At 73.5% G+C, this 18,953-nt stretch carries 18 protein-coding genes; 5 read left to right on the top strand and 13 right to left on the bottom strand.

The features are described 5' to 3' along the window. Positions 1-206: 206 nt before the first annotated feature. From IE239_RS00200 to IE239_RS00170, 7 genes are all read right to left on the bottom strand, one after another. Complete coding sequence (locus IE239_RS00200) at positions 207-1,178, bottom strand: N-acetylglucosamine kinase (protein ID WP_190147133.1); 972 nt, start codon at positions 1,176-1,178, stop codon at positions 207-209. Beyond that, positions 1,169-2,434, bottom strand: a complete 1,266-nt coding sequence (locus tag IE239_RS00195; RefSeq protein ID WP_190147132.1) for a 6-phospho-beta-glucosidase — start codon at positions 2,432-2,434, stop codon at positions 1,169-1,171. Before IE239_RS00195 ends, IE239_RS00200 begins: the two co-directional genes overlap by 10 nt. A gap of 6 nt (positions 2,435-2,440) precedes the next feature. After that, positions 2,441-3,334 (bottom strand): carbohydrate ABC transporter permease, encoded by an 894-nt coding sequence (locus IE239_RS00190; protein ID WP_190147131.1) that lies wholly within the window; start codon positions 3,332-3,334, stop codon positions 2,441-2,443. Between the two features lie 5 nt (positions 3,335-3,339). Then, complete coding sequence (locus IE239_RS00185) at positions 3,340-4,284, bottom strand: carbohydrate ABC transporter permease (protein WP_190147130.1); 945 nt, start codon at positions 4,282-4,284, stop codon at positions 3,340-3,342. Between the two features lie 2 nt (positions 4,285-4,286). Beyond that, the gene (locus IE239_RS00180) at positions 4,287-5,636 is read right to left on the bottom strand and encodes an ABC transporter substrate-binding protein (RefSeq protein ID WP_190147129.1); all 1,350 of its coding nucleotides are present in this window, start codon (positions 5,634-5,636) and stop codon (positions 4,287-4,289) included. 120 nt (positions 5,637-5,756) lie between these two features. After that, a complete protein-coding gene (locus tag IE239_RS00175) occupies positions 5,757-6,968 on the bottom strand; it encodes an ROK family transcriptional regulator (protein ID WP_190147128.1) in 1,212 nt (403 codons plus the stop codon). Positions 6,969-7,190: 222 nt separating this feature from the next. Then, complete coding sequence (locus IE239_RS00170) at positions 7,191-8,303, bottom strand: mechanosensitive ion channel family protein (RefSeq protein ID WP_190147127.1); 1,113 nt, start codon at positions 8,301-8,303, stop codon at positions 7,191-7,193. 324 nt (positions 8,304-8,627) lie between these two features. Here IE239_RS00170 and IE239_RS00165 point away from each other — a divergent pair, with 324 nt between their 5' ends. Continuing rightward, positions 8,628-9,164 carry an HNH endonuclease gene (locus tag IE239_RS00165; RefSeq protein WP_069772758.1) on the top strand — a complete coding sequence of 179 codons (537 nt, stop codon included), beginning with the start codon at positions 8,628-8,630 and terminating at the stop codon, positions 9,162-9,164. A gap of 407 nt (positions 9,165-9,571) precedes the next feature. Here IE239_RS00165 and IE239_RS00160 read toward each other — a convergent pair whose 3' ends face one another. The 5 genes from IE239_RS00160 to IE239_RS00140 are packed head-to-tail and all read right to left on the bottom strand — an operon-like array spanning position 9,572 to position 13,953. Next, entirely contained in the window at positions 9,572-10,198 is a 627-nt protein-coding gene (locus IE239_RS00160) for a hypothetical protein (protein WP_229877624.1), read from the bottom strand. Beyond that, entirely contained in the window at positions 10,195-11,541 is a 1,347-nt protein-coding gene (locus tag IE239_RS00155) for a hypothetical protein (RefSeq protein ID WP_190147126.1), read from the bottom strand. Before IE239_RS00155 ends, IE239_RS00160 begins: the two co-directional genes overlap by 4 nt. Beyond that, entirely contained in the window at positions 11,538-12,311 is a 774-nt protein-coding gene (locus IE239_RS00150; protein WP_190147125.1) for an ABC transporter ATP-binding protein, read from the bottom strand. Before IE239_RS00150 ends, IE239_RS00155 begins: the two co-directional genes overlap by 4 nt. Continuing rightward, positions 12,308-13,339, bottom strand: a complete 1,032-nt coding sequence (locus tag IE239_RS00145; protein ID WP_190147124.1) for a zf-HC2 domain-containing protein — start codon at positions 13,337-13,339, stop codon at positions 12,308-12,310. Before IE239_RS00145 ends, IE239_RS00150 begins: the two co-directional genes overlap by 4 nt. Continuing rightward, positions 13,336-13,953, bottom strand: a complete 618-nt coding sequence (locus IE239_RS00140; protein WP_190147123.1) for an RNA polymerase sigma factor — start codon at positions 13,951-13,953, stop codon at positions 13,336-13,338. The genes IE239_RS00145 and IE239_RS00140 overlap by 4 nt, the downstream gene beginning before the upstream one ends. Before the next feature lie 176 nt (positions 13,954-14,129). On the opposite strand from IE239_RS00140, the gene IE239_RS00135 reads away from it, so the two are divergent. From IE239_RS00135 to IE239_RS00125, 3 genes are all read left to right on the top strand, one after another. Next, on the top strand, positions 14,130-14,333 hold the full coding sequence (locus tag IE239_RS00135) for a hypothetical protein (protein ID WP_190147122.1): 204 nt from the start codon (positions 14,130-14,132) through the stop codon (positions 14,331-14,333). Then, a complete protein-coding gene (gene malQ / locus IE239_RS00130; protein ID WP_229877622.1) occupies positions 14,334-16,526 on the top strand; it encodes a 4-alpha-glucanotransferase in 2,193 nt (730 codons plus the stop codon). An 81-nt stretch (positions 16,527-16,607) separates the two neighbouring features. Then, positions 16,608-16,877 (top strand): hypothetical protein, encoded by a 270-nt coding sequence (locus tag IE239_RS00125; RefSeq protein WP_190147121.1) that lies wholly within the window; start codon positions 16,608-16,610, stop codon positions 16,875-16,877. Between the two features lie 454 nt (positions 16,878-17,331). Here the strand turns inward: IE239_RS00125 and IE239_RS00120 are convergent, their stop codons facing one another. Further along, on the bottom strand, positions 17,332-17,853 hold the full coding sequence (locus IE239_RS00120; RefSeq protein WP_190147120.1) for a MarR family winged helix-turn-helix transcriptional regulator: 522 nt from the start codon (positions 17,851-17,853) through the stop codon (positions 17,332-17,334). 78 nt (positions 17,854-17,931) lie between these two features. On the opposite strand from IE239_RS00120, the gene IE239_RS00115 reads away from it, so the two are divergent. Continuing rightward, entirely contained in the window at positions 17,932-18,936 is a 1,005-nt protein-coding gene (locus tag IE239_RS00115) for an EamA family transporter (RefSeq protein WP_229877620.1), read from the top strand. The last annotated feature ends 17 nt before the right edge of the window (positions 18,937-18,953 follow it).

Genomic DNA, 18,953 nt, shown 5'->3' with positions numbered 1-18,953 from the left:
CGGGAGGTGTCGTGCGCACCGGCCTTCGCCGGATCTTGATCAGATCGCAAGTCACCCCTGTTCATGAATACGTCTTCGACGGGTGTTCGGTTCCTTCCGGGGGCTCGCGGGGTGAGCGGCGGGCGGACGCGAGCCGGGCGCACGCCGGCGGCGCGGCCGCCGTGCCGATGCGGCTCCGCGCCCCCGGATCCTTGGGCTTCCCGCCTTCAGGCCTCGAAGAAGTCGCGGGTCGTGCGCCGGGCGTCCGCCGCCGCTCCCACCCGGTCCAGGCCCAGCAGCGCCGCGCCCAGCACCGGCCGCGCGCGCACCACCCGGGCCACCGCCTTGGGGGCCCTGGCCGCCAGCAGTTCACGCACCCGGTCGTCCAACTGCCCGTGGCCCGCCGTCAGGACTCCTCCGCCCAGCAGGACCGGCGTCTCCTCCTCCAGCAGTTCCAGGCGGGCCAGCGCCACCGTCGCCATCGTCACCACCTCGTCCGCCAGGCGGTCGACGACCGCGCGCGCGACCGCGTCGCCCTCCGTCGCCGTCGCGAAGAGGACCGGGGTCAGTTCGTGGCGGCGGGCCGACGGGATGCGCTCCAGGTGCAGGGCCTCGATCAGGGCGTACACGCTCGGCAGGCCGAAGCGGGCCGGGAGGGTGCGGGTGAGGGCTGTCGGCCCGCCTCTGCCGTCCGCCGCCCGCGCCGCGTGCCACAGAGCCTCCTCGGCCAGCCCCCAGCCGCCGCCCCAGTCGCCGGAGAGGCGGCCGAGGGCCGGGAAACGGGCGGTACGGCCGTCGGGGCGCATCCCCACGCAGTTGATGCCGGCGCCGCAGACCACGGCCACGCCCCGGGGGTCGGCCACGCCCGCCCGCAGAATCGCGAAGGTGTCGTTGCGGACCTCCACGGATGTGCCCCACGCGCGTGCGTGCAGGGCCGTCGCCAGCCGGTCCTCCTCCACCGGCAGGTCCGCGTTGGCCAGACAGGCCGAGACATGGGACGCGGCCGTGACCCCGGCCGCCTCGTACGCGCGCGTGACGGTGTCCGCCAGGGCGTCCACGGCGGCCGCCACGCCCACCGCGGGCGGCCGGAAGCCGCCGCCGCGGGCCGTGGCGAGCACCTCCCCGTCGGCCGCCACGACCGCGACGTCCGTCTTGCTGTTGCCCGCGTCGATGGCGAGCACGCTTGCCGTCAGGCCCACGCGAGGTGCTCCCGGTTGTGTGCGACCAGCCGGTCGGCCAGCTCCTCGGCGTACTCGTACTGGCCGATCAGGGGGTGGGAGAGGAGCGCCTTGAACACCCGGTCGCGGCCCCCGCGCAGGGCCGCGTCCAGCGCCAGGTCCTCGTACGCGCTGACGTGCGCCGTCAGGCCGGCGCAGAGCGGGTCGAGGGCCGGGACCGGCAGCGGGGACGGTCCCTTGGGGCCCACCGCCGCCTGGACCTCGATCACCGCGTCGTCCGGGAGGAAGGGCAGTGTGCCGTCGTTGCGGGTGTTCACCACCTGGTAAGGGCTGCCCGAGCCGGTCAGCAGCGCCGCCGCCAGGTCCACCGCCGCCTCCGAGTAGAAGGCCCCGCCGCGCCGGGCCAGCAGCGCCGGCTTCTCGTCGAGGGCCGGGTCGGCGTACAGCGACAGCAGTTCCTTCTCCATCGCCGCCACCTCCGCCGCCCGCGACGGCCTGGTGCGCAGTTCCCGTACGACCTCGTCGTGCGCGTAGTAGTAGCGCAGGTAGTACGACGGGACCACGCCCAGGCGGTCCAGCAGCGGGCGGGGCAGCCGCAGGTCGGCGGCGATCGTCTCGGCGTGGCCGGCGAGCAGGCCCGGCAGGACGTCGTCGCCCTCGGGGCCGTGCAGCCGTACCCCGGTCTCCCAGGTGAGGTGGTTGAGGCCCACGTGGTCGAGGTGCACCTCGGCCGGCGTGACGTCGAGCAGGGCCGCGAACCTCCGTTGCAGGCCGATCGCGACGTTGCACAGGCCGACGGCCCGGTGCCCCGCCTGGAGCAGGGCGCGGGTCACGATGCCGACCGGGTTGGTGAAATCGATGATCCACGCGCGCGGGTTGGCCCGGCGGACGCGCTCGGCGATGTCCAGGACCACCGGGACGGTGCGCAGCGCCTTCGCGAGGCCGCCCGCGCCGGTCGTCTCCTGTCCGACGCAGCCGCAGTCCAGAGGCCAGGTCTCGTCCTGCAGACGCGCCGCCTGGCCGCCGACCCGCAGCTGCAGCAGCACGGCGTCGGCGCCGTCGACGGCCGCGTCCAGGTCGGACGTCGTGACGATCCGGCCCGGGTGCTCCTGGCGCGTGAAGATGCGCCGGGCGAGCCCGCCGACGAGCTCGAGGCGGTCGGCCGCCGGGTCGACGAGGACCAGTTCCTCCACGGGAAGGGTGTCGCGCAGACGCGCGAAGCCGTCGACGAGTTCGGGTGTGTAGGTCGAGCCGCCGCCGACCACGGTGAGTTTCATGCCTTGTTAACCCTTCACTCCGGTGAGGGTGACACCTTCGACGAACGCCTTCTGGGCGAAGAAGAACACGAGGATCACGGGGGCCATGACCAGCACGGTGGCCGCCATGGTGAGGTTCCAGTCGGTGTGGTGCGCGCCCTTGAAGGACTCCAGGGCGTAGGAGAGCGTCCACGCGTCCGTGTTCTCGGAGGCGTAGATCTGCGGGCCGAAGTAGTCGTTCCAGGCGGCGAAGAACTGGAAGAGGGCGACGGCGGCGATGCCGGGCCTGGCCATCGGCAGGACGACCTTCAGCAGGGTGCGCAGATCGCCGCAGCCGTCCACCTTCGCCGCGTCCACGTACTCGTCGGGGATCGTCATCAGGAACTGGCGCAGCAGGAAGATCGAGAACGCGTCGCCGAACGCCAGCGGGACGATCAACGGCCACAGGGTGCCCGACAGGTCCAGCTGCCTGGCCCAGAACAGGTACATCGGGATGACGACCACCTGCGGCGGCAGCATCATCATCGAGATCACCAGCATCAGCGTCAGACTGCGGCCCCGGAAACGGAACTTGGCCAGCGCGTACGCCACGGGCACCGAGGAGACGACGGTGAGAACGGTGCCCAGGCCCGCGTAGAGCAGCGTGTTCCGCCACCAGGTGAGAAAGCCGGGGGTGTCGAAGACCTTGCGGTAGTTGCCCCACTCCCAGGTGTGCGGGATCAGGTCCCGGCTGAGCGCCTGCGAGTCGCTCATCAGGGAGGTGAGGAACACGAACACGAAGGGGAGCGTGAAGAAGAGGGCGGCCGCCACGCCCAGGGAGTGGACGGCGATCCACTCCAGCAGCGCCCTGCGGCGGGCGGTGCGCTCGGCGGGCGAGGACGGAGCCGTCAACTCGGCCGGGCGGTCCAGTACTTGGGTCATACGGTTCAGTCACCTGCCTGGATGAGGCCGCCCCGGCGACGCATCAACAGCGCGGTGAACGCCATCGACAGGGCGAACAGGACCAGGGCGACGACGCAGGCGGAGCCGTAGTCGAAGCGCTGGAAGCCGAGGTTGTAGACGAGCTGGGGGAGGGTGAGCGTGGAGTGCTCGGGGTAGCCGGGCTCGAACATGGTGCCCGCGCCCTGGATCACGCCCGAGGCGACCTTCCCGGCGACGAGCGGCTGGGTGTAGCACTGCATCGCCGCGATCACGCCGGTCACGACGGCGAACATGATGATCGGCGAGATGGCGGGCAGGGTGACGTACCGGAACCGCTGCCATGCCGACGCGCCGTCCAGCTCCGCCGCCTCGTACTGCTCCTTCGGCACGTCGAGCAGCGCCGCCATGAAGACGACCATCAGGTCGCCGACCCCCCACAGGAACATCAGCGTGAGCGCCGGCTTGGACCAGTCCGGGTCGTCGAACCAGCCCGGGGCCGGGACGCCCGCCCTCTCCAGGATCGAGTTCACCGGGCCCGTGCCGGGGTTGAGCAGGAACGCGAACGCCATGGTCGCGGCCACCGGCGGGGCCAGGTAGGGCAGGTAGAAGAGGGTGCGGAAGATCCCCGTGCCCGTCTTGATCTTCGTGATCAGCAGGCCGATCCCCAGACCGAACAGAACCCGCAGCGTCACCATGATCACGACCAGCCAGAGGGTGTTGCGCAGGGCGGGCCAGAAGAACGGGTAGTGCGCGAAGACATACGTCCAGTTCCTCGTGCCGCTCCAGGCCGGCGGTCTGAAGCCGTCGTAGTGCATGAACGAGAAGTAGACCGTCGAGATCATCGGGTAGGCGAAGAAGACCGCGAACCCGGTCAACCAGGGCGAGAGGAAGGCGAGGGTGCGCAGCGCCGAGCGCCGGTGCTTCGCCTTCAGCGTGTGGGCGGCGGCCATCGCTACTTCGCCTGTGCGATGTCCGTGTCGATCTGCGCCGCGGCCTTCTCCAGGCCGGCCCGCAGGTCGGTGACCTTGCCGCTCTCGTAGTCGTAGCCGAGCTGCTGGATGGTCGTGAGGTACACGCCGCCGTTGACCGAGGCGGGGGAGGTCGTCGAGTCCGGGTCGGCGGCGATGTCCAGGAACGTCTTGAAGCGCGGGTCGTACTTCAGGTCGGGGGACTTCAGCGCGGCCAGCGTGGACGGCACGTTGTGGATGGCGTTGGAGAAGGCGACGACCGCGCCCGTGTCGGTGGTCATGTACTTCAGCAGTTCCCAGGCGGCGTTCTGCTTCTTGCTGGTTGCGGCGATGCCGGCGATGGTGCCGGTGATGTAGCCCTTGCCGTACCCGGCGGCCCGGTCGTCGGGCACGGGCAGCGGGGCGACGCCGATCTCGAAGTCGGGCTCGGCCTCCATCGCCATGCCCAGACGCCACTCGCCGTCCAGCTGCATGGCCACCTGGCCGGTCTGGAAGGGGTGCCTGGGGCCCCACTCGTCGCCGAGGCCGGCCCGGAACCTCTCCAGCCTCGTGAAGCCGCCGAGGCCGTCGACGAGCCTCTTCTGCAGAGTGAGGGCGGCGGCGACGGCCGGGTCGGTGGCGATCGTGGACTTGCCGGACCTGTCGAAGTAGGTGGGCGAGAACTGGCCCATGTAGTGCTCGGTCGTCGTCTCCCAGCCGTGGTAGTCCGGCATGAACCCGAGCTGCTTGTACGAGTCGCCCTGAGGGATCGTCAGCTTCTTGGCGTCGGCCTCGAACTCGGACCAGGTCTTCGGCGGGGCCTTGATGCCCGCCTTCGCGAACGCGGTCTTGTTGTAGTAGAGGCCGTAGGCGTCGCCCAGCAGGGGGGCCGCGCAGCGGTCGCGTTCGTACTGGGTGTACTGGTTCATCGCCTTCGGGAAGGTGGTCCCCGGGTCGATGTGCGCCTTCTCGAAGAAGGGGTTGAGGTCGACCAGGGCGCCCGAGGAGCAGAACTTGCCGACGTTGTTGGTGGTGAACGACGAGATGACGTCGGGCGCCTTGCTGCCGCCCGCGCGCAGCGCCTGGTTGATCTTGTCGTCGGTCATGTTGCCGACGACGTTCACATGGATGCCGGGGTGCGTCTTCTCGAAGCCCGCGACCAGGGCCCGCACGGCCTTCACCTCGTTCGGCGCGCTCCAGGCGTGCCAGAAGGTGATGGTCTGCTCCTTGGACGCGTCGTCGCCGGCCCCGGAGGGGGACTGGCCGGTGCATGCGGTGGTGCTCAGCAGGAGGGCGGTGGAGACGGTGAGGGCGAAAGCCGCCTTTCGGACGACTTCGGGTATGCGTGTGGGCATGGCGGAGCCTTCCAGGGTCAGGGCAGGGTGAGGTGAGGCGAGGTGAAGAGCGCGAAGAGGTGAGGAGAGGGGAGGGGGAGGGCGGGAGGGGGCGGAAGAACGGGTCTGCCGCGGGCCGGACTAGCGCGAGGTGTCGAAGACCTCGTCGCGGACGGCCGCCAGCGCGCTCTCCAGCGCGCCGCGCAGCACGGGCCGTTCGGTGACGTCGCCCATGACCAGCTTGGGCCGCGACGCGGCCAGCTCCTCCAGCTCGGCCTGGACGAGCGCGCGCAGCACTTCGCCGCCGGCCGTCAGGGAGGCGCCGCTGAGGACGACGAGTTCGGGGTCGAGCACCGAGACGAGCGAGGCGAGGCCGGTTGCGAGCCGGGTCGCGTACGTCTGGAGCAGCAGCCGGTTCAGGACGGTGTCCTCGGCGGCCGCCCGCGCCACGAGCTCGGCCGCCGCCTCGGCGTAGGGACCGGACGGGACGCCGCTCATGCCCAGTTCCCGGGCCAGCCGGGGGAGGGCCTGCGAACCGGCCAGCTCCTGGTAGCCGCCGCTGTTGGCTTTGGTCACCTGCCGGACCAGGGGCGCGCCCGGAACCGGAAGGAAACCCACCTCTCCCGCGCCGCCGGTCCAGCCGCGGTGCAGCCGGCCGCCGAGGACGAGCGCGGCGCCGAGGCCGCCCTCGTTCCACAGCAGGACGAAGTCCTCGTGTCCGCGGGCCGCGCCGAGCCGTTGTTCGGCGACGGCGGCGAGATTGACGTCGTTCTCGTACTCGACCGGCATCGGCAGGGCTGCGGCGAGGTCGTCGAGCAGCGCGGGGGAGTGCCAGCCGGGCAGGTGGGAGGCGTAGCGCAGCCGGCCGGTGGTGGGGTCGAAGGCGCCGGGGGTGGCGACGACGAGCCGGCGCACGTCGGCACGGGTGAGGCCGGCCGCCTTCACCGCGCCGTCGAGGGCGTCGGTGACCTGCTGTACGACCGCGCCGGTGGTCTTCCTGCCCGGCGTGGGCACTTCGTGCGCGCCCACGGTCCGGCCGGTGAGGTCGGCGACGGCGGCGAGGACGCGCTCGGGGGTGACGTCGAGTCCCGCGGCGTACGCGGCGGCCGGGTTGACCTCGTACAGCTGGGCGTTGGGGCCGGGGCGGCCTTCGGTGGTGCCGGTCGCCAGCACCAGTCCGGCCGCCTCCAGGCGGGCCAGGAGCTGTGAGGCGGTGGGCTTGGACAGGCCGGTGAGCTTGCCGATGCGGGTGCGGGACAGGGGGCCGTGCGCCAGCAGCAGGTCGAGGGCCGCCCGGTCGTTCATGGCGCGCAGGACGCGCGGGGTGCCCGGCGTGCCGGCGGTTCCTGCCATGGATCGACACCTGCCTTTCTGGACTGCACAGCTTCTCAGGGGCGCCGGACGAACGTCCACATCCGGCTACTGTTAGGAAAGTTTCCTATCGGTGGAAGGGAAGGTAGGCCCGGGGCGAAGGGGACGTCAAGGCGTGAAAACGGAAAACGCCCACAGGCAACGCAGTCGTTACCTGTGGGCGGTGCGAAGGGCGGCCTCGAGCGAGTGTGCCGAACCGTTCCGCTACTTCGCGGGGGTCGACGGTGCGGCCGCCCGCGGTGGTGTGATCGGCGTGGTCGCCGCCACCTGCGGCGAGTCCGCGTTGGAGAAGGCGGACGGCGCCGCCACGGCGGCCGTCGGGTCGGCCAGGTCCTCCGTCACCGGGGCGGTCGCACCGCCCACGATGCGGATGTCGGCCGCGTCGAAAGCGCGCTTGACGCGCCAGCGCAGCTCGCGCTCGACCGCCAGGGACTTGCCCGGCATCGTCTTCGCCGAGATCCGGACCACCATCGAGTCGAGCAGCACGCTGTCGAGGCCGAGAACCTCGATCGGGCTCCACAGGAGCTCGTTCCAGGGCTCTTCCTTGCTCATCTTCTCGGCGACCTCGTCCAGCGTCGCCTTCACCCGGTCGAGGTCCTCGGAGGCCTTGACGGTCACGTCGACGCCGGCCGTCGCCCAGCCCTGCGACAGGTTGCCGATCCGCTTGACCTCGCCGTTGCGGACGTACCAGATCTCACCGTTGGCGCCGCGCAGCTTCGTCACGCGCAGCCCCACCTCGATGACCTCACCGGTGGCCACGCCCGCGTCGATCTGGTCGCCGACGCCGTACTGGTCCTCGAGGATCATGAACACGCCGGAGAGGAAGTCCGTGACCAGGTTGCGCGCGCCGAAACCGATCGCCACGCCCGCGACGCCGGCCGAGGCCAGCAGCGGGGCCAGGTTGATCTCGAAGGTGCCCAGCACCATCAGCGCGGCCGTGCCCAGGATCAGGAAACTCGCCACCGAGCGCAGCACCGAGCCGATCGCCTGCGAGCGCTGACGCCGCCGCTCGTTGTTGACCAGCAGCCCGCCCAGCGCCGTGCCGTCGACGGAGGAGACCGTGCGGTTCATCCGGTCGATCAGCTTGGTGATCGACCGCTGCACGACCACTCTCAGCACCACCGCGATCACCAGGATCAGCAGGACTCTCAGGCCGATCGCCAGCCAGGTCGACCAGTTCTGCTCGACCCAGCTGGCCGCGTTCGTCGCGCTCTCCTGGGCGTCCTGGAGCGACGGGACGGTCACCGCCGTCGGCGACTCGGAGGGAGTCGGCGACGGTGACGCGCCGGCGGCCGGAAGGACGGCGGACAAGGACACGGCAGGTACCTCCAGGTGCTGCTCTGCTCCAGCCGGTGCGGCGGTCAAGGGCGACGCGCGCTGCAAGGTCACGGAAAGGCCACCGGACGGACAGAACCACCACACTAACGGGGCAGTGTGTGTGGTTCGGCGAGTTCCGTGAAGGAGAGACAGCCCTCACCTGCGCTTGGACAGGCCCTGGTCCAGGGGAGGAGACAGCGTGTGGTCGAAAACACTCCCAGCCCGTTACCGGGACATGGTGGCGCGTCCACCAGGCAAGAGGGGAGACTGACTGCAGATCGTCCCGGCGCGAGCCACGCGCCGCCGACGCCCAAGGAGGCATCCGTGCCGCATGTCCTGGTCCTCAACGCGTCGTACGAGCCGCTCGGCGTCGTACCGCTACGCCGCGCGCTCATCCTCGTCCTGGAGAACAAGGCAGTCTCCCTGGAGGAATCCGGCGCCTTCATGCACAGCGCGACCGTCACAGTCCCCGCACCCAGCGTGGTCCGGCTCAAGCGATTCGTCCGTGTTCCCTACCGCGGGCCTGTTCCTCTGACCCGTCGAGCGCTCTTCGCGCGGGACGGGGGCCGGTGCATGTACTGCGGTGGCGTCGCAACCAGCGTCGACCACGTCATCCCGCGCAGTCGCGGGGGCAAGCACGTGTGGGACAACGTCGTCGCGTCCTGCCGTCGCTGCAACCATGTCAAGGCCGACCGCCACCTCGTCGAGATCGGCTGGCGGCTGCGTCACAAACCCGCCCCTCCCTCCGGCCTCGCCTGGCGCATCATCGGCACGGGCCACCGGGATCCGCGCTGGCTGCCGTACCTGCAGCCGTACGGCGCGGACGACGCCCTGGCCCGGATCGACGGCATCTCCGCGTAGCCGATCGATCCGGGCTTCTTCATGCCCCGTGGCGCCGAGCGGACACCCGCCGCGGGGCCCTTCGGGACGCGAACGCCGGGCCGTGGCGCGCGGCCCGGCGACCCCGCGCCCGCCCGGCCGTCGAACCGTGCGTCGCACCGTGCACCGCGCGTTGGGTACCGGTCCGTATCGGCCGGGAGCCGCCCGGCGCGCAGCAGCGAACCGGCGCGCAGCAGTGAACAGGCGCGCAGCAGTGAACAGGCGCGCAGCAGTGAACCGGCGCGCAGCAGTGAACAGGCGCGCAGCAGTGAACCGGCGCGCACGGGGGCGCACAAAGCCCCGTCCCTCCCCGGACACGTCCCTCGCCGTCGTTGCCGTGGCCGCCGCAGCAGCCGCTCGCTCCCCCGCCGTCGGGGCGGTGCGTCGCCTCAGGCACGCGGGCCTTCCGGCCGGGGCCCGCGTGCCGCGTGCAGCGCCGCGCCCAGGACGAACACGACGTCCGCCGCCAGCCACGCCCCCGCCTCCTGCCCCGGCCGCGTCGGCCATCCCCACACCCCGACCGCCCACCCGCGGACCTCGCTCGACGCCAGGTGGACCGCGCCGACGCAGCACAACGCGGGCAGCCAGCTCAGCCGTGCGCCGACCAGTACGGCCGAGGCCGCGGTGACGCCGACGCAGCCGAGCAGGTTGCGGACCAAGGCCGCGGTGACGGAAGCGGACCCCTCACCGGACCCGGTGAGCGCGAGCGGCACGCAGGCGAGGGCCGACAGGGCGAGCAGGTGAACCAGTCTCCGGGGCCACCAGGGGCGCACGGCCGTGCGGTCCAGTTCGTCGGACGGGGCGTACAGGCTCGCGCCGATCAGCGCGGCGGCCGACAGGGGGCCCAGCACCACGACCGATGCCCACCACCCCGGAGCCGCGTAGGCGCCGTCCGTCCGATGCGCCGCCGCCACGACGAGCGCGCAGACTCCGGCGAGCAGGGCGAGAGCGAGGGGCAGGCCGCGGGAGCGGGCGTAGAGACCGATGCCGGTCAGGGCGCGACGACGCGGGCTCACAGGGCCGGCACTCCCATCGGGCGGCAGTCGCCGACCGCGGCGAAGTAGGCCGACAGCCAGATCCTTCGCTCGTCGGCGTCCATCGAAGCCAGCCGCTCGCGAGCCGCCCGCCGTTCTCGCAGCTCGGCGCGCCGGGCGGCGTCTCCCGTCGCGTCCAGCGCGTCGAAGTGCTCCTGCTGGGGGTTCGGCGCGAGGTAGTCGGAGACGGCGGCGTCCGCCGTTGTCTCGCGTGCGTCCGCGTCGCCGCACTTCGTGCGGTCCTGCAGCGCGGCCACCGCCTCCCATGCGTACTGCTCGGGATCGGTCAGCCAGCCTCGTACGACCGACCCGCCGATCGGCGTCAGCATGGGCAGCTGCGCCTCCCCGTCGCCTGGCCCACCCGGACGGTCCTCGAACCGGGAGGGCAGATTCCGTACACCCTCCAGGCGGCCGGTGACACCCGAGAGGGCCTTCGTGACCTGCGGAAGCATGCCTCTGTAGCGGGCGTTCACACAGACCTGCGGCGCGGTCGAGGCGTCGCACACCTGGCCGCCCTCGGACGGGTTCGCTTGCCACAGCGCCGGCCCGGACTGCACCAGCAGCGTGCCCGCGACGACCGCCGCCGCCAACGGCAGCAGGGCGGTCCACCGACGTCGTCCCCGGAGCGCGTGGGCCAGGACGGCGGTCGCCGCCAGCCCGGTCGCCCACACGGCCATCGCGACCGGCTGCCGCCCTGCCGGGACCAGGCCCTCCGCGACGGGCAGTGCCGGATCGAGGTGGCGCCAGGCGCCCGCGCTCGCCCACCCGGACAGACCAAGGCCGAGGTACCCGCCCGCCGCCAGCAGCGGTGGCGCCGGCCGCCAGGGCACCAGCCGCCCCACGACGTGCCCGGCGACCGCGGCGGACAGGAGCACCACCGTGTCCGCCGGCAGCAGGTCCGTGTAGGGCCGGTCGCCGCGGGCGTACGGCCAGGTCGCGAGGAGCGCCCCGGCCGCGGCGAGCAGATGCCCGGCCACCACCCACAGCGCGAGCGGCAGCGCCGCGGCGAGCGACCGGGCCAACGCTCCGCGTACAGCCGTCGTCCACAGTTCCTCCGTGGCCCGACGCCGCTCGCGCCCGCCCTGCCGACAGCCCGCGGCCGCAGCGAGAGGCACGAGGATCAGCTGCAGGGCGTGCAGCTCGGTGCGGGTCTCCGCCCAGCCGCCCTGCCAGCGGTCCGCCTCGACAGCCAGCAGCACGGCCGACGTGACGAAGGCGGCGACTCCCGCCCAGGGGGCGAAACCACGGGTGACTTCGGCGCGCAGGGGGTGCGGCGGGTGCGGCGCGACCCCCCGAGCGGCCCGCTCCCCGGTCACGAGGGTCATCGCGTCGGCTCCACGGGAGTGCGGTGGGCGCGCAGGGCTGCCGTGTAACCGCGTTCGATGCCGCTGTCACCGATGCCGTCCGGCCCGGTGGCCTCGCCGACGGCGCTGAGCGAGGCCGGGGTGCCCCGGTAGGCGACCCTGCCCGCGTCCAGGAGGGTGACCTCCGTGCAGGCGGCGGCCACGTCCTCCACCAGATGGGTCGAGACGAGGACCGTGGCGCGGACGCCCAGTTCGCGCAGCAGCGCGCGGAACTCGACGCGCTGCTCGGGGTCGAGACCGGCTGTCGGCTCGTCGAGGAGCAGGATCTCCGGCTCGTTGACGATGGCCTGGGCGATGCCCAGCCGGCGGACCATGCCGCCGGACAGCGTCTTCACCTTGGCGTCGGCCCGGTCGCCGAGACCGACCCGGTGGAGGGCGAGCTCGACCGCGGCCGGGACGTCCGCAGCGGTCATGTCCTTCAGCCACGCCACATACGCGACGAACTCGCGCACGGTGAAGCCCGGGTAATAGCCGAACTCCTGTGGGAGGTAGCCGAGTCGCGCACGGACCGCGCCACGCCGGGCCGGTTCGCCGACATCCTCACCCAGGATCTCCACCCGCCCGGCGGACGCCTGCGCGACGGTCGCCAGGACCCGGATCAGCGACGTCTTCCCGGCCCCGTTCGGACCGAGCAGACCGTGCACACCGGGGCCGAGGTCCAGGTCGACGGCGTCGAGCGCCACGGTCCTGCGGTGCCGCACGCGCAGTCCGCTCACTCGTATCGTGCTCATGGCTTCTCCATGTGGTCGTAGGCGGAACGGCGGGCGGCGAGCAGCGCGGCGCACAGCACGGCCGCCGCCCCCCAGGCCCCTTGGGCGCGCGAGCCGGCCAGGCAGCGGTCGAGCTGCTGGGTCAGCTCGGTGAGGGCGGCGCCGCCGGAGGCCCACGACGGGACGAGGACGGCGCACAACCAGCCCCCGCCCGTCAGCGCGGTGGCGGCACGGCAGCCGACCCAGCCGGCGAGCGCCAGCGAGGCCAGCGTCAGCGTGAGTCCCGGCAGCAGCCAGGCGGCCGCGCCCGGGGTGCCGGAGGCGGGCAGCAGCACGCCGGTGAGAGTCAGCAGCGGCACGCTGACGGCGAGGACGGCGGCCGTTCGCGTCAGCATCAGCCGCAGTCCCCCGCACGGCGTGGCCGCCGCGATCTCGTGCAGCGGGTCGGCGTGGGCGCCGTAGGAGAGGGCGACCCCGGCGACGGGTACCACGGGCGCGAGCGCCAGCAGCAACGGCCGCGAGGCGTCGGCCCCGGCCCCCTGGGAGAGGGCCAGCGCTCCGAGGGCGACCAGCCACACGGCGGGCAGCCAGGCGCCACGGAAGGCGGGACCGGCGGCCCACAGGGCGCGGAGGAGGAAGCGGGCCCGCGGGCGCGCGCGGAGGACCGAGCGGGCCGGAGGAGTCAGGAGAGGCGCCGCGACGGGCCCGCCGACGTGGCCGGAGGCCAGCGGGTGCCCGCCCGCCGGGGGGTGAGCCGCGTGAGCGGCCGCCGGCCCGGCTTCACGGCTCTCCCGCCGGGCCGCCTTCGCGCACACGGCTTCCTTGAGCACCGTCTCCATGGGCGCCGCTTCCTTGAGCACCGCCTCCCGCATCCGCGCCAGCACCGGCCCTGCCGCCGGCGACTGCCGTACGGCCGCCGAGACGCGCGCCGCGCACGCCCCGCACCGCTCCAGATGCTTCTCCAGGGACCAGGCGTCGGACTCCGGCAGGGAGCCGTCCGCGTAGCGGGCGGCGAGGTCGGCGGACGCGTGCCAGGGGGTCGTGCTCATGTCGGGCCTCCCGCCGGACAGGGGTGCGGAGCCGGATTCGGGTGCAACTGGGCGAGGGCCGCACGAAGCTCGGCCCGGGCACGCATCGCGCGGGTCTTGACGGTGCCCTCGGGTATGCCGAGCAGCCGGGCAGCCTCCCGGGTGGTCAGCCCGTCGACGACGGTCACGCGCAGCACCTCCCGCAGCTCGGGCGAGATCCGGCCGAGGGCGGTGCCGACGTCGCCGAACTCCAGAGCGGTCAGCGCCCGCTCCTCGGCGGAGGCGGCCACCGGCGACGGCCAGTCCCCGACTCGCGCCGCCTCGACCCGCGCGGCCCGCTCCTGTGCCCGGCGCGTGTCGACGAGCCGACGGGCGGCGATGGTCCACAGCCAGCCGCCGGCCTCCCCGCCCTCGTGCCCGCCCGCAGACCGCCACACGGTCACGAAGGTGTCCTGCACCACCTCGCGCACCACCTCGGCGTCGGCACAGCGCCGGCTGAGCCGCGCGAACAGCCATCCGGCATGCCGGTCGTACAGCGTGGCCAGCGCCGACGGGTCCCCGTCCGCCACGGCCCGCAGCAGCGCCGCGTCCGTGTCGCCCTCCCGATGGCCCCTCCCGGGGCGGAACAGTCTCACACCCCTCTATCGGTCGGCCCGGGGCGATCGGTTCACGCGTCGACGGCGCAGTCCCGGCCCGGGTCCTGAGCGGATCGGGGACGGTTGTGGCAGGTTGGGAGGCAGTGGGGACGTCTGTCCTCGCGTCGGCTGGGTAGGGCTGCGGTATCCGATGTCGTATCCGATGAGGAGGCCCCGTGATCGCGCCGACCCGGTCCAAACGTCCGGCGGAGACGTCCGCCCCCACCGCCGTCGACCTCGCCGATCCCCACCTGTGCGCCCTCGGCGCCGAGGGGAACCGCGCGCAGCCCCCACTGACCAGCGAACCGCCGCTGCCCGACGCCGAGCCCCTGACCAGCGAACCGCCGCTCGCCGCGGACTCCGACTCCACGAGGCCCTAGATGACCGCACCCCCCGGAGAGGAGCTCGCCCGGCTTGCCGCGCTGCACGGCGTCGCCACCTCCTACCAGCCCTCCCCGGACCGCACGGTCACGGCACCGGCCGCCGCCGTCGTCCGCGTCCTCGCCGCCCTCGGCGTCGACGCCGGCTCCCCGTCGGCCGTGCGCACCGCGCTCGCCGCCCGGGAACGGGAACTGCGCGAGCGGCTGCTGCCGCCGACCGTGGTCTGCTGGAGCGGCGACCGGGCGGAGGCCCTCGCCGCCCTCCCCGAGGGCAGCCGGCTGCGCGTGGAGACGGAGCACGGCGCGAGCCACGACTTCGCCGACGCCTCCGCCTCCCTCGCCGGGCTTCCCCCCGGGGTGCACCGGCTGACGGCCGTCACGCCCGACGGACGCACCGGCGGCGCCCACCTCGTCGTCGCGCCGCCTCGTCTGCCCGCGCCCGCGGGCCGGTCGTACGGGCTCCTGGTCCAGCTGTACTCCCTGCTGTCCCGCCGCTCCTGGGGCATGGGCGACCTCGGTGACCTCGCCGAGCTGACCGCCTGGGCGGGACGGACGCTCGGAGCCGGGTTCGTCCAGGTCAACCCGTTGCACGCGGCCGTGCCCGGAACGCCCACCGACCCTTCCCCCTACCGGCCCTCCTCCCGACGCTTCCCGGACCCCGTGCACCTGCGCGTCGAGGACGTCCCCGAGTACGCCTATGTGCGGGACGAGACGCTGCGGGCCGCGCTGCCGGAGCGGGCCGGCCGGCTGCGCGAGGCCGTGCTGGACAAGGGCGAGCTGATCGACCGGGACGCCGTGTGGGAGCTCAAGCGGGAGGCGCTGGAGCTCGTCGCCCGGGTCCCGCTCGGACCCGGCAGGCGCGCCGCCTACTGCGACTTCCTCGCCGAGCAGGGCCAGGCCCTGGAGGACCACGCCACCTGGTGCGCGCTCGCCGAGGTGCACGGTTCCCGGTGGCAGCAGTGGCCGGCCGAACTGCGCGACCCCCGCTCGGCCGGGACCGCCCGCGCCCGCCGGGAGCTGATGGACCGCGTGGACTTCCACTCCCGTCTGGCCTGGCTCACCGACTCCCAGCTCACCGCCGCCCAGCGCGCCGCGCGGGAGGCGGGCATGCCCGTCGGGATCGTGCACGACCTGGCGGTCGGCGTGCATCCCGAGGGCGCCGACGCATGGGCGCAGCAGGAGTACTTCGCCGCCGGGATGTCGGTCGGCGCCCCGCCGGACGCCTTCAACGCCCGCGGCCAGGACTGGGGACTGCCGCCCTGGCGTCCGGACCGGCTGGCCGCCTCCGGCTACGCGCCCTACCGACGGTTGCTGCGGGCGCTGTTCCGCTACGCGGGCGCCCTGCGCATCGACCACGTCATGGGCCTCTTCCGGCTCTGGTGGGTCCCGCAGGGCGAGCCGCCGACGCAGGGCGCCTACGTCCGTTACGACGCCGAGGCGATGCTCGCCGTGCTGGTGCTTGAGGCCTCCCGCGCCGGGTCGCTGGTGATCGGCGAGGACCTGGGCACGGTCGAGCCCGGTGTGCGGGAGGCGTTGCGCGAGCGCGGTGTGCTCGGCACGTCCGTCCTGTGGTTCGAACGGGACTGGGAGGGCGACGGACGTCCCCTGCCGCCCGACCGCTGGCGCGCCGACTGTCTGGCCACCGCCACCACCCACGACCTGCCGTCCACCGCCGCCCGTCTCACCGGTGAGCACGTCGAACTGCGCGACCGGCTCGGCCTGTTGACCCGGCCCCTGGAGGAGGAGCGCGCGGAGGCCGCCAACGACGCGGCGGAGTGGCTGGGCCTGCTCAGCCGGCTCGGGCTGCTGGCCGGCGCGGGCGGGGGCGGCGACCGTTCCTCGGAGGAGGCCGAGGTGCAGGCGGTGCACCGCTTCCTGCTGAGCACCCCCGCGCGCATGGTCGGCGTCTGGCTCCCGGACGGCGTCGGCGACCGGCGACCGCAGAACCTGCCCGGCACCTGGGACCAGTACCCGAACTGGCGGCTGCCGATCGCCGACGCCGAGGGCCGCCCGGTCACCCTGGAACAGTTGGCGGCCTCGCCGAGACTGCACGCCCTGATGGACGTCCTCCGGGAGTCGCAGGACTCCTCCCCGGGCGGCCCTCTCGGGGACCGTTCCGCCCCGGACGACCCTTCCGGGGCGGAACCCCCGGCGTCCGGGCCTGTCGAAGCCGGCCCGTCCGGGGAGGCCTGAGGGCGGGAGGGTCCGGGCGTTCCGCGCCTCATACGGCACCCCGGACGCGCGCCCCCCGACACCGTTCGCTAACTTTGCACCGTGGACAAGAAGAACGCCCTGCGCGCCGGCGCCCTGGCTGCCGGTACGACGCTGATGATGCTGCTCATGTCGTCCCCCGCGCTCGCGCTGACCCGCGACGACGGCGACGACCCCGGCCCGGGACTGAGCGTCATCGAGACGCTGGGTCTGTATGTCCTGGCCCCGCTCGCGCTCTTCGCGCTGATCGCCGGTCTGGTCTGGGTCCTCGACCGGTCGCAGGACCGCGCCGACTCCACCAGCTCCGACATCGCGGTCAAGGGCAAGGCCTAGACCCGTCCCGTGCCCACGGGTGCGGCGCCGTCGGACGCCGCCGCGCCGTGGGCGGCAGCCGCGTCATCGCCTTGCCCCTCGGCGGTGACGCGAGCAGCGCGGTGACGCCGGTTGGCTTCAGGCCGTCGGGCGGCTTCAGCTCTCGGGCGACTTCACGTCGTCGGGCGGCTCCAGGCCGTCGGCGCCGCCGCCGTGAAGAGCCCCTCCTCGCCGCGCCGCGGTGGCACATCGCCGTCGACGGACCCCTCCGCCCTCTCCCCGCGTCGGCCTCTGCGTACGACGGCTGACGGCTCCCGTGCGACGGCCTACCCGTCCGACAGCTGAAGACTCTCCGTAAGACAGCCGGTTCCGGCGACGGCTTCTCGCCGAAGGCCGGTCCGCGTGGCGGCCGCTGCGTGCGGCGGCTGTCCCGTGCGTCGGCCTGGGGAGTCGTGCGCTCAGCCGTGCCGCCCGGTCAGTTGCCGGGCGTCTCCGTGGCCAGCAACAGTTCTCGCAGCAGGTCGGCCAGTCGGCCGGCCTGTTCGGCGTTCAGGGCCGCGTTCAGGGCCTCCGTCTGGACGTCGAGGCCCGCGCTCACCGCGCGGTCGACCAGTTCCAGCCCCTTCTCCGTCAGCGTCACGTGCAGTCCACGGCGGTCGTGGGGGTCGGGGGAGCGGCGCAGCAGCCCGGCCCGCTCCAGCTTGTCGAGACGGCCGGTCATACCGCCGGTGGTGAGCATGAGCGTCGCCGACAGCCCGCGGGGCGAGAGGGTGTAGGGCTCGCCGGAGCGGCGCAGCGTGGCCAGCACGTCGAACTCCCCGCGGGCGACGCCGAGGGCCGCGTACGCCCTGTCCATCCGGTCGCCCATCGCACGCGTGAGCCGGGAGATCCGGCCGAACACCTCCATGGCGGAGGTGTCGAGGTCGGGACGGACCGTCGCCCACTGCTCCACGATCGCGTCGACCGGGTCCTTGCGCGGAGGCTGCTGACTGCTCATGCGCCGAGTATCCAAGGGCTTTCGGTCGCGCGCAAGAAAGTGGCTTGACGGTAAGTAGCTTGGCGCTAAGCTACTTACATGAAGAGGTCAGCGACCGTCCTGCTCACCGCCCTCGCCCCGGTCTCCTGGGGCACCACCTACGCCGTCACCACCGAGTTCCTCCCCGCCGACCGCCCCCTGTTCACCGGTCTGATGCGGGCCCTGCCCGCCGGGCTGCTGCTGCTCGCCCTCGGCCGGGTCCTGCCACGAGGCGCCTGGTGGGGGAAGGCCGCGATACTCGGCGCGCTGAACATCGGCGCCTTCTTCCCGCTGCTCTTCCTCTCCGCCTACCGGCTGCCCGGCGGCATGGCGGCCGTCGTCGGCTCGGTGGGACCGCTGTTCGTCGTCGGCCTCTCGGCGCTGCTGCTCGGCCAGCGGCCCACGGCGCGGAACCTGGTCACCGGGGTCGTGGCCGCGTCCGGCGTCAGCCTCGTCGTGCTGAAGGCGGCCGGGGCGCTCGACGTGCTCGGCGTGCTCGCGGCGCTCGCCTCCGCCGCATCGATGTCGGCCGGCACGGTCCTGACGAAGAAGTGGGGCCGCCCCGAGGGCGTGGGCCCGCTCGCGCTGGCCGGCTGGCAGCTCACCGCGGGCGGCCTGCTGATCGCTCCGCTCGCCTTCCTCCTCGAAGGTCCCCCGCCCGCTCTCGACGGGCGTGCGGTCGGCGGTTACCTCTATCTCGCGCTGGCCAACACGGCCGTCTCGTACTGGCTCTGGTTCCGCGGTATCGGACGCCTCAGCGCGACCCAGGTCACCTTCCTCGCCCCGCTCTCCCCCCTGACGGCCGCCGTCGTCGGCTGGGCCGCCCTGGGCCAGGCGCTGACGCCGGTGCAGCTGACCGGGATGGCGCTGGCGTTCGGCGCGACGGTCGCCGGACAGCTCGGTGCGGGGCGGCCCGGAGCGGGACGGTACGGAACCGGGCGACCGCGGGCGGGACGGTCCGGAACGGAGGGTCCGCTCTGGACGGCACCCGCCCGGACGCCCGCCCCCGTCGTGGAGTCCCGGCCGCCCGCCGAGTCCCGGCCCGCCGCCGAGCGGGCCTCCTGACCGTCGTGGGGCCGAGC

The sequence above is a fragment of the Streptomyces humidus genome (assembly GCF_014649655.1).
Lineage (GTDB): Bacteria > Actinomycetota > Actinomycetes > Streptomycetales > Streptomycetaceae > Streptomyces > Streptomyces humidus.
This window is presented reverse-complemented; position numbering and strand designations above follow the sequence as displayed.

Excerpts from the sequence above, each read along its gene's own strand:
- IE239_RS00195 (WP_190147132.1), bottom strand. The coding sequence starts at position 2,434 with ATGAAACTCACCGTGGTCGGCGGCGGCTCGACCTACACACCCGAACTC.
- IE239_RS00190 (WP_190147131.1), bottom strand. The coding sequence starts at position 3,334 with ATGACCCAAGTACTGGACCGCCCGGCCGAGTTGACGGCTCCGTCCTCG.
- IE239_RS00185 (WP_190147130.1), bottom strand. The coding sequence starts at position 4,284 with ATGGCCGCCGCCCACACGCTGAAGGCGAAGCACCGGCGCTCGGCGCTG.
- IE239_RS00180 (WP_190147129.1), bottom strand. The coding sequence starts at position 5,636 with ATGCCCACACGCATACCCGAAGTCGTCCGAAAGGCGGCTTTCGCCCTC.
- IE239_RS00175 (WP_190147128.1), bottom strand. The coding sequence starts at position 6,968 with ATGGCAGGAACCGCCGGCACGCCGGGCACCCCGCGCGTCCTGCGCGCC.
- IE239_RS00155 (WP_190147126.1), bottom strand. The coding sequence starts at position 11,541 with ATGACCCTCGTGACCGGGGAGCGGGCCGCTCGGGGGGTCGCGCCGCAC.
- IE239_RS00150 (WP_190147125.1), bottom strand. The coding sequence starts at position 12,311 with ATGAGCACGATACGAGTGAGCGGACTGCGCGTGCGGCACCGCAGGACC.
- IE239_RS00145 (WP_190147124.1), bottom strand. The coding sequence starts at position 13,339 with ATGAGCACGACCCCCTGGCACGCGTCCGCCGACCTCGCCGCCCGCTAC.
- malQ (WP_229877622.1), top strand. The coding sequence starts at position 14,334 with ATGACCGCACCCCCCGGAGAGGAGCTCGCCCGGCTTGCCGCGCTGCAC.
- IE239_RS00120 (WP_190147120.1), bottom strand. The coding sequence starts at position 17,853 with ATGAGCAGTCAGCAGCCTCCGCGCAAGGACCCGGTCGACGCGATCGTG.
- IE239_RS00115 (WP_229877620.1), top strand. The coding sequence starts at position 17,932 with ATGAAGAGGTCAGCGACCGTCCTGCTCACCGCCCTCGCCCCGGTCTCC.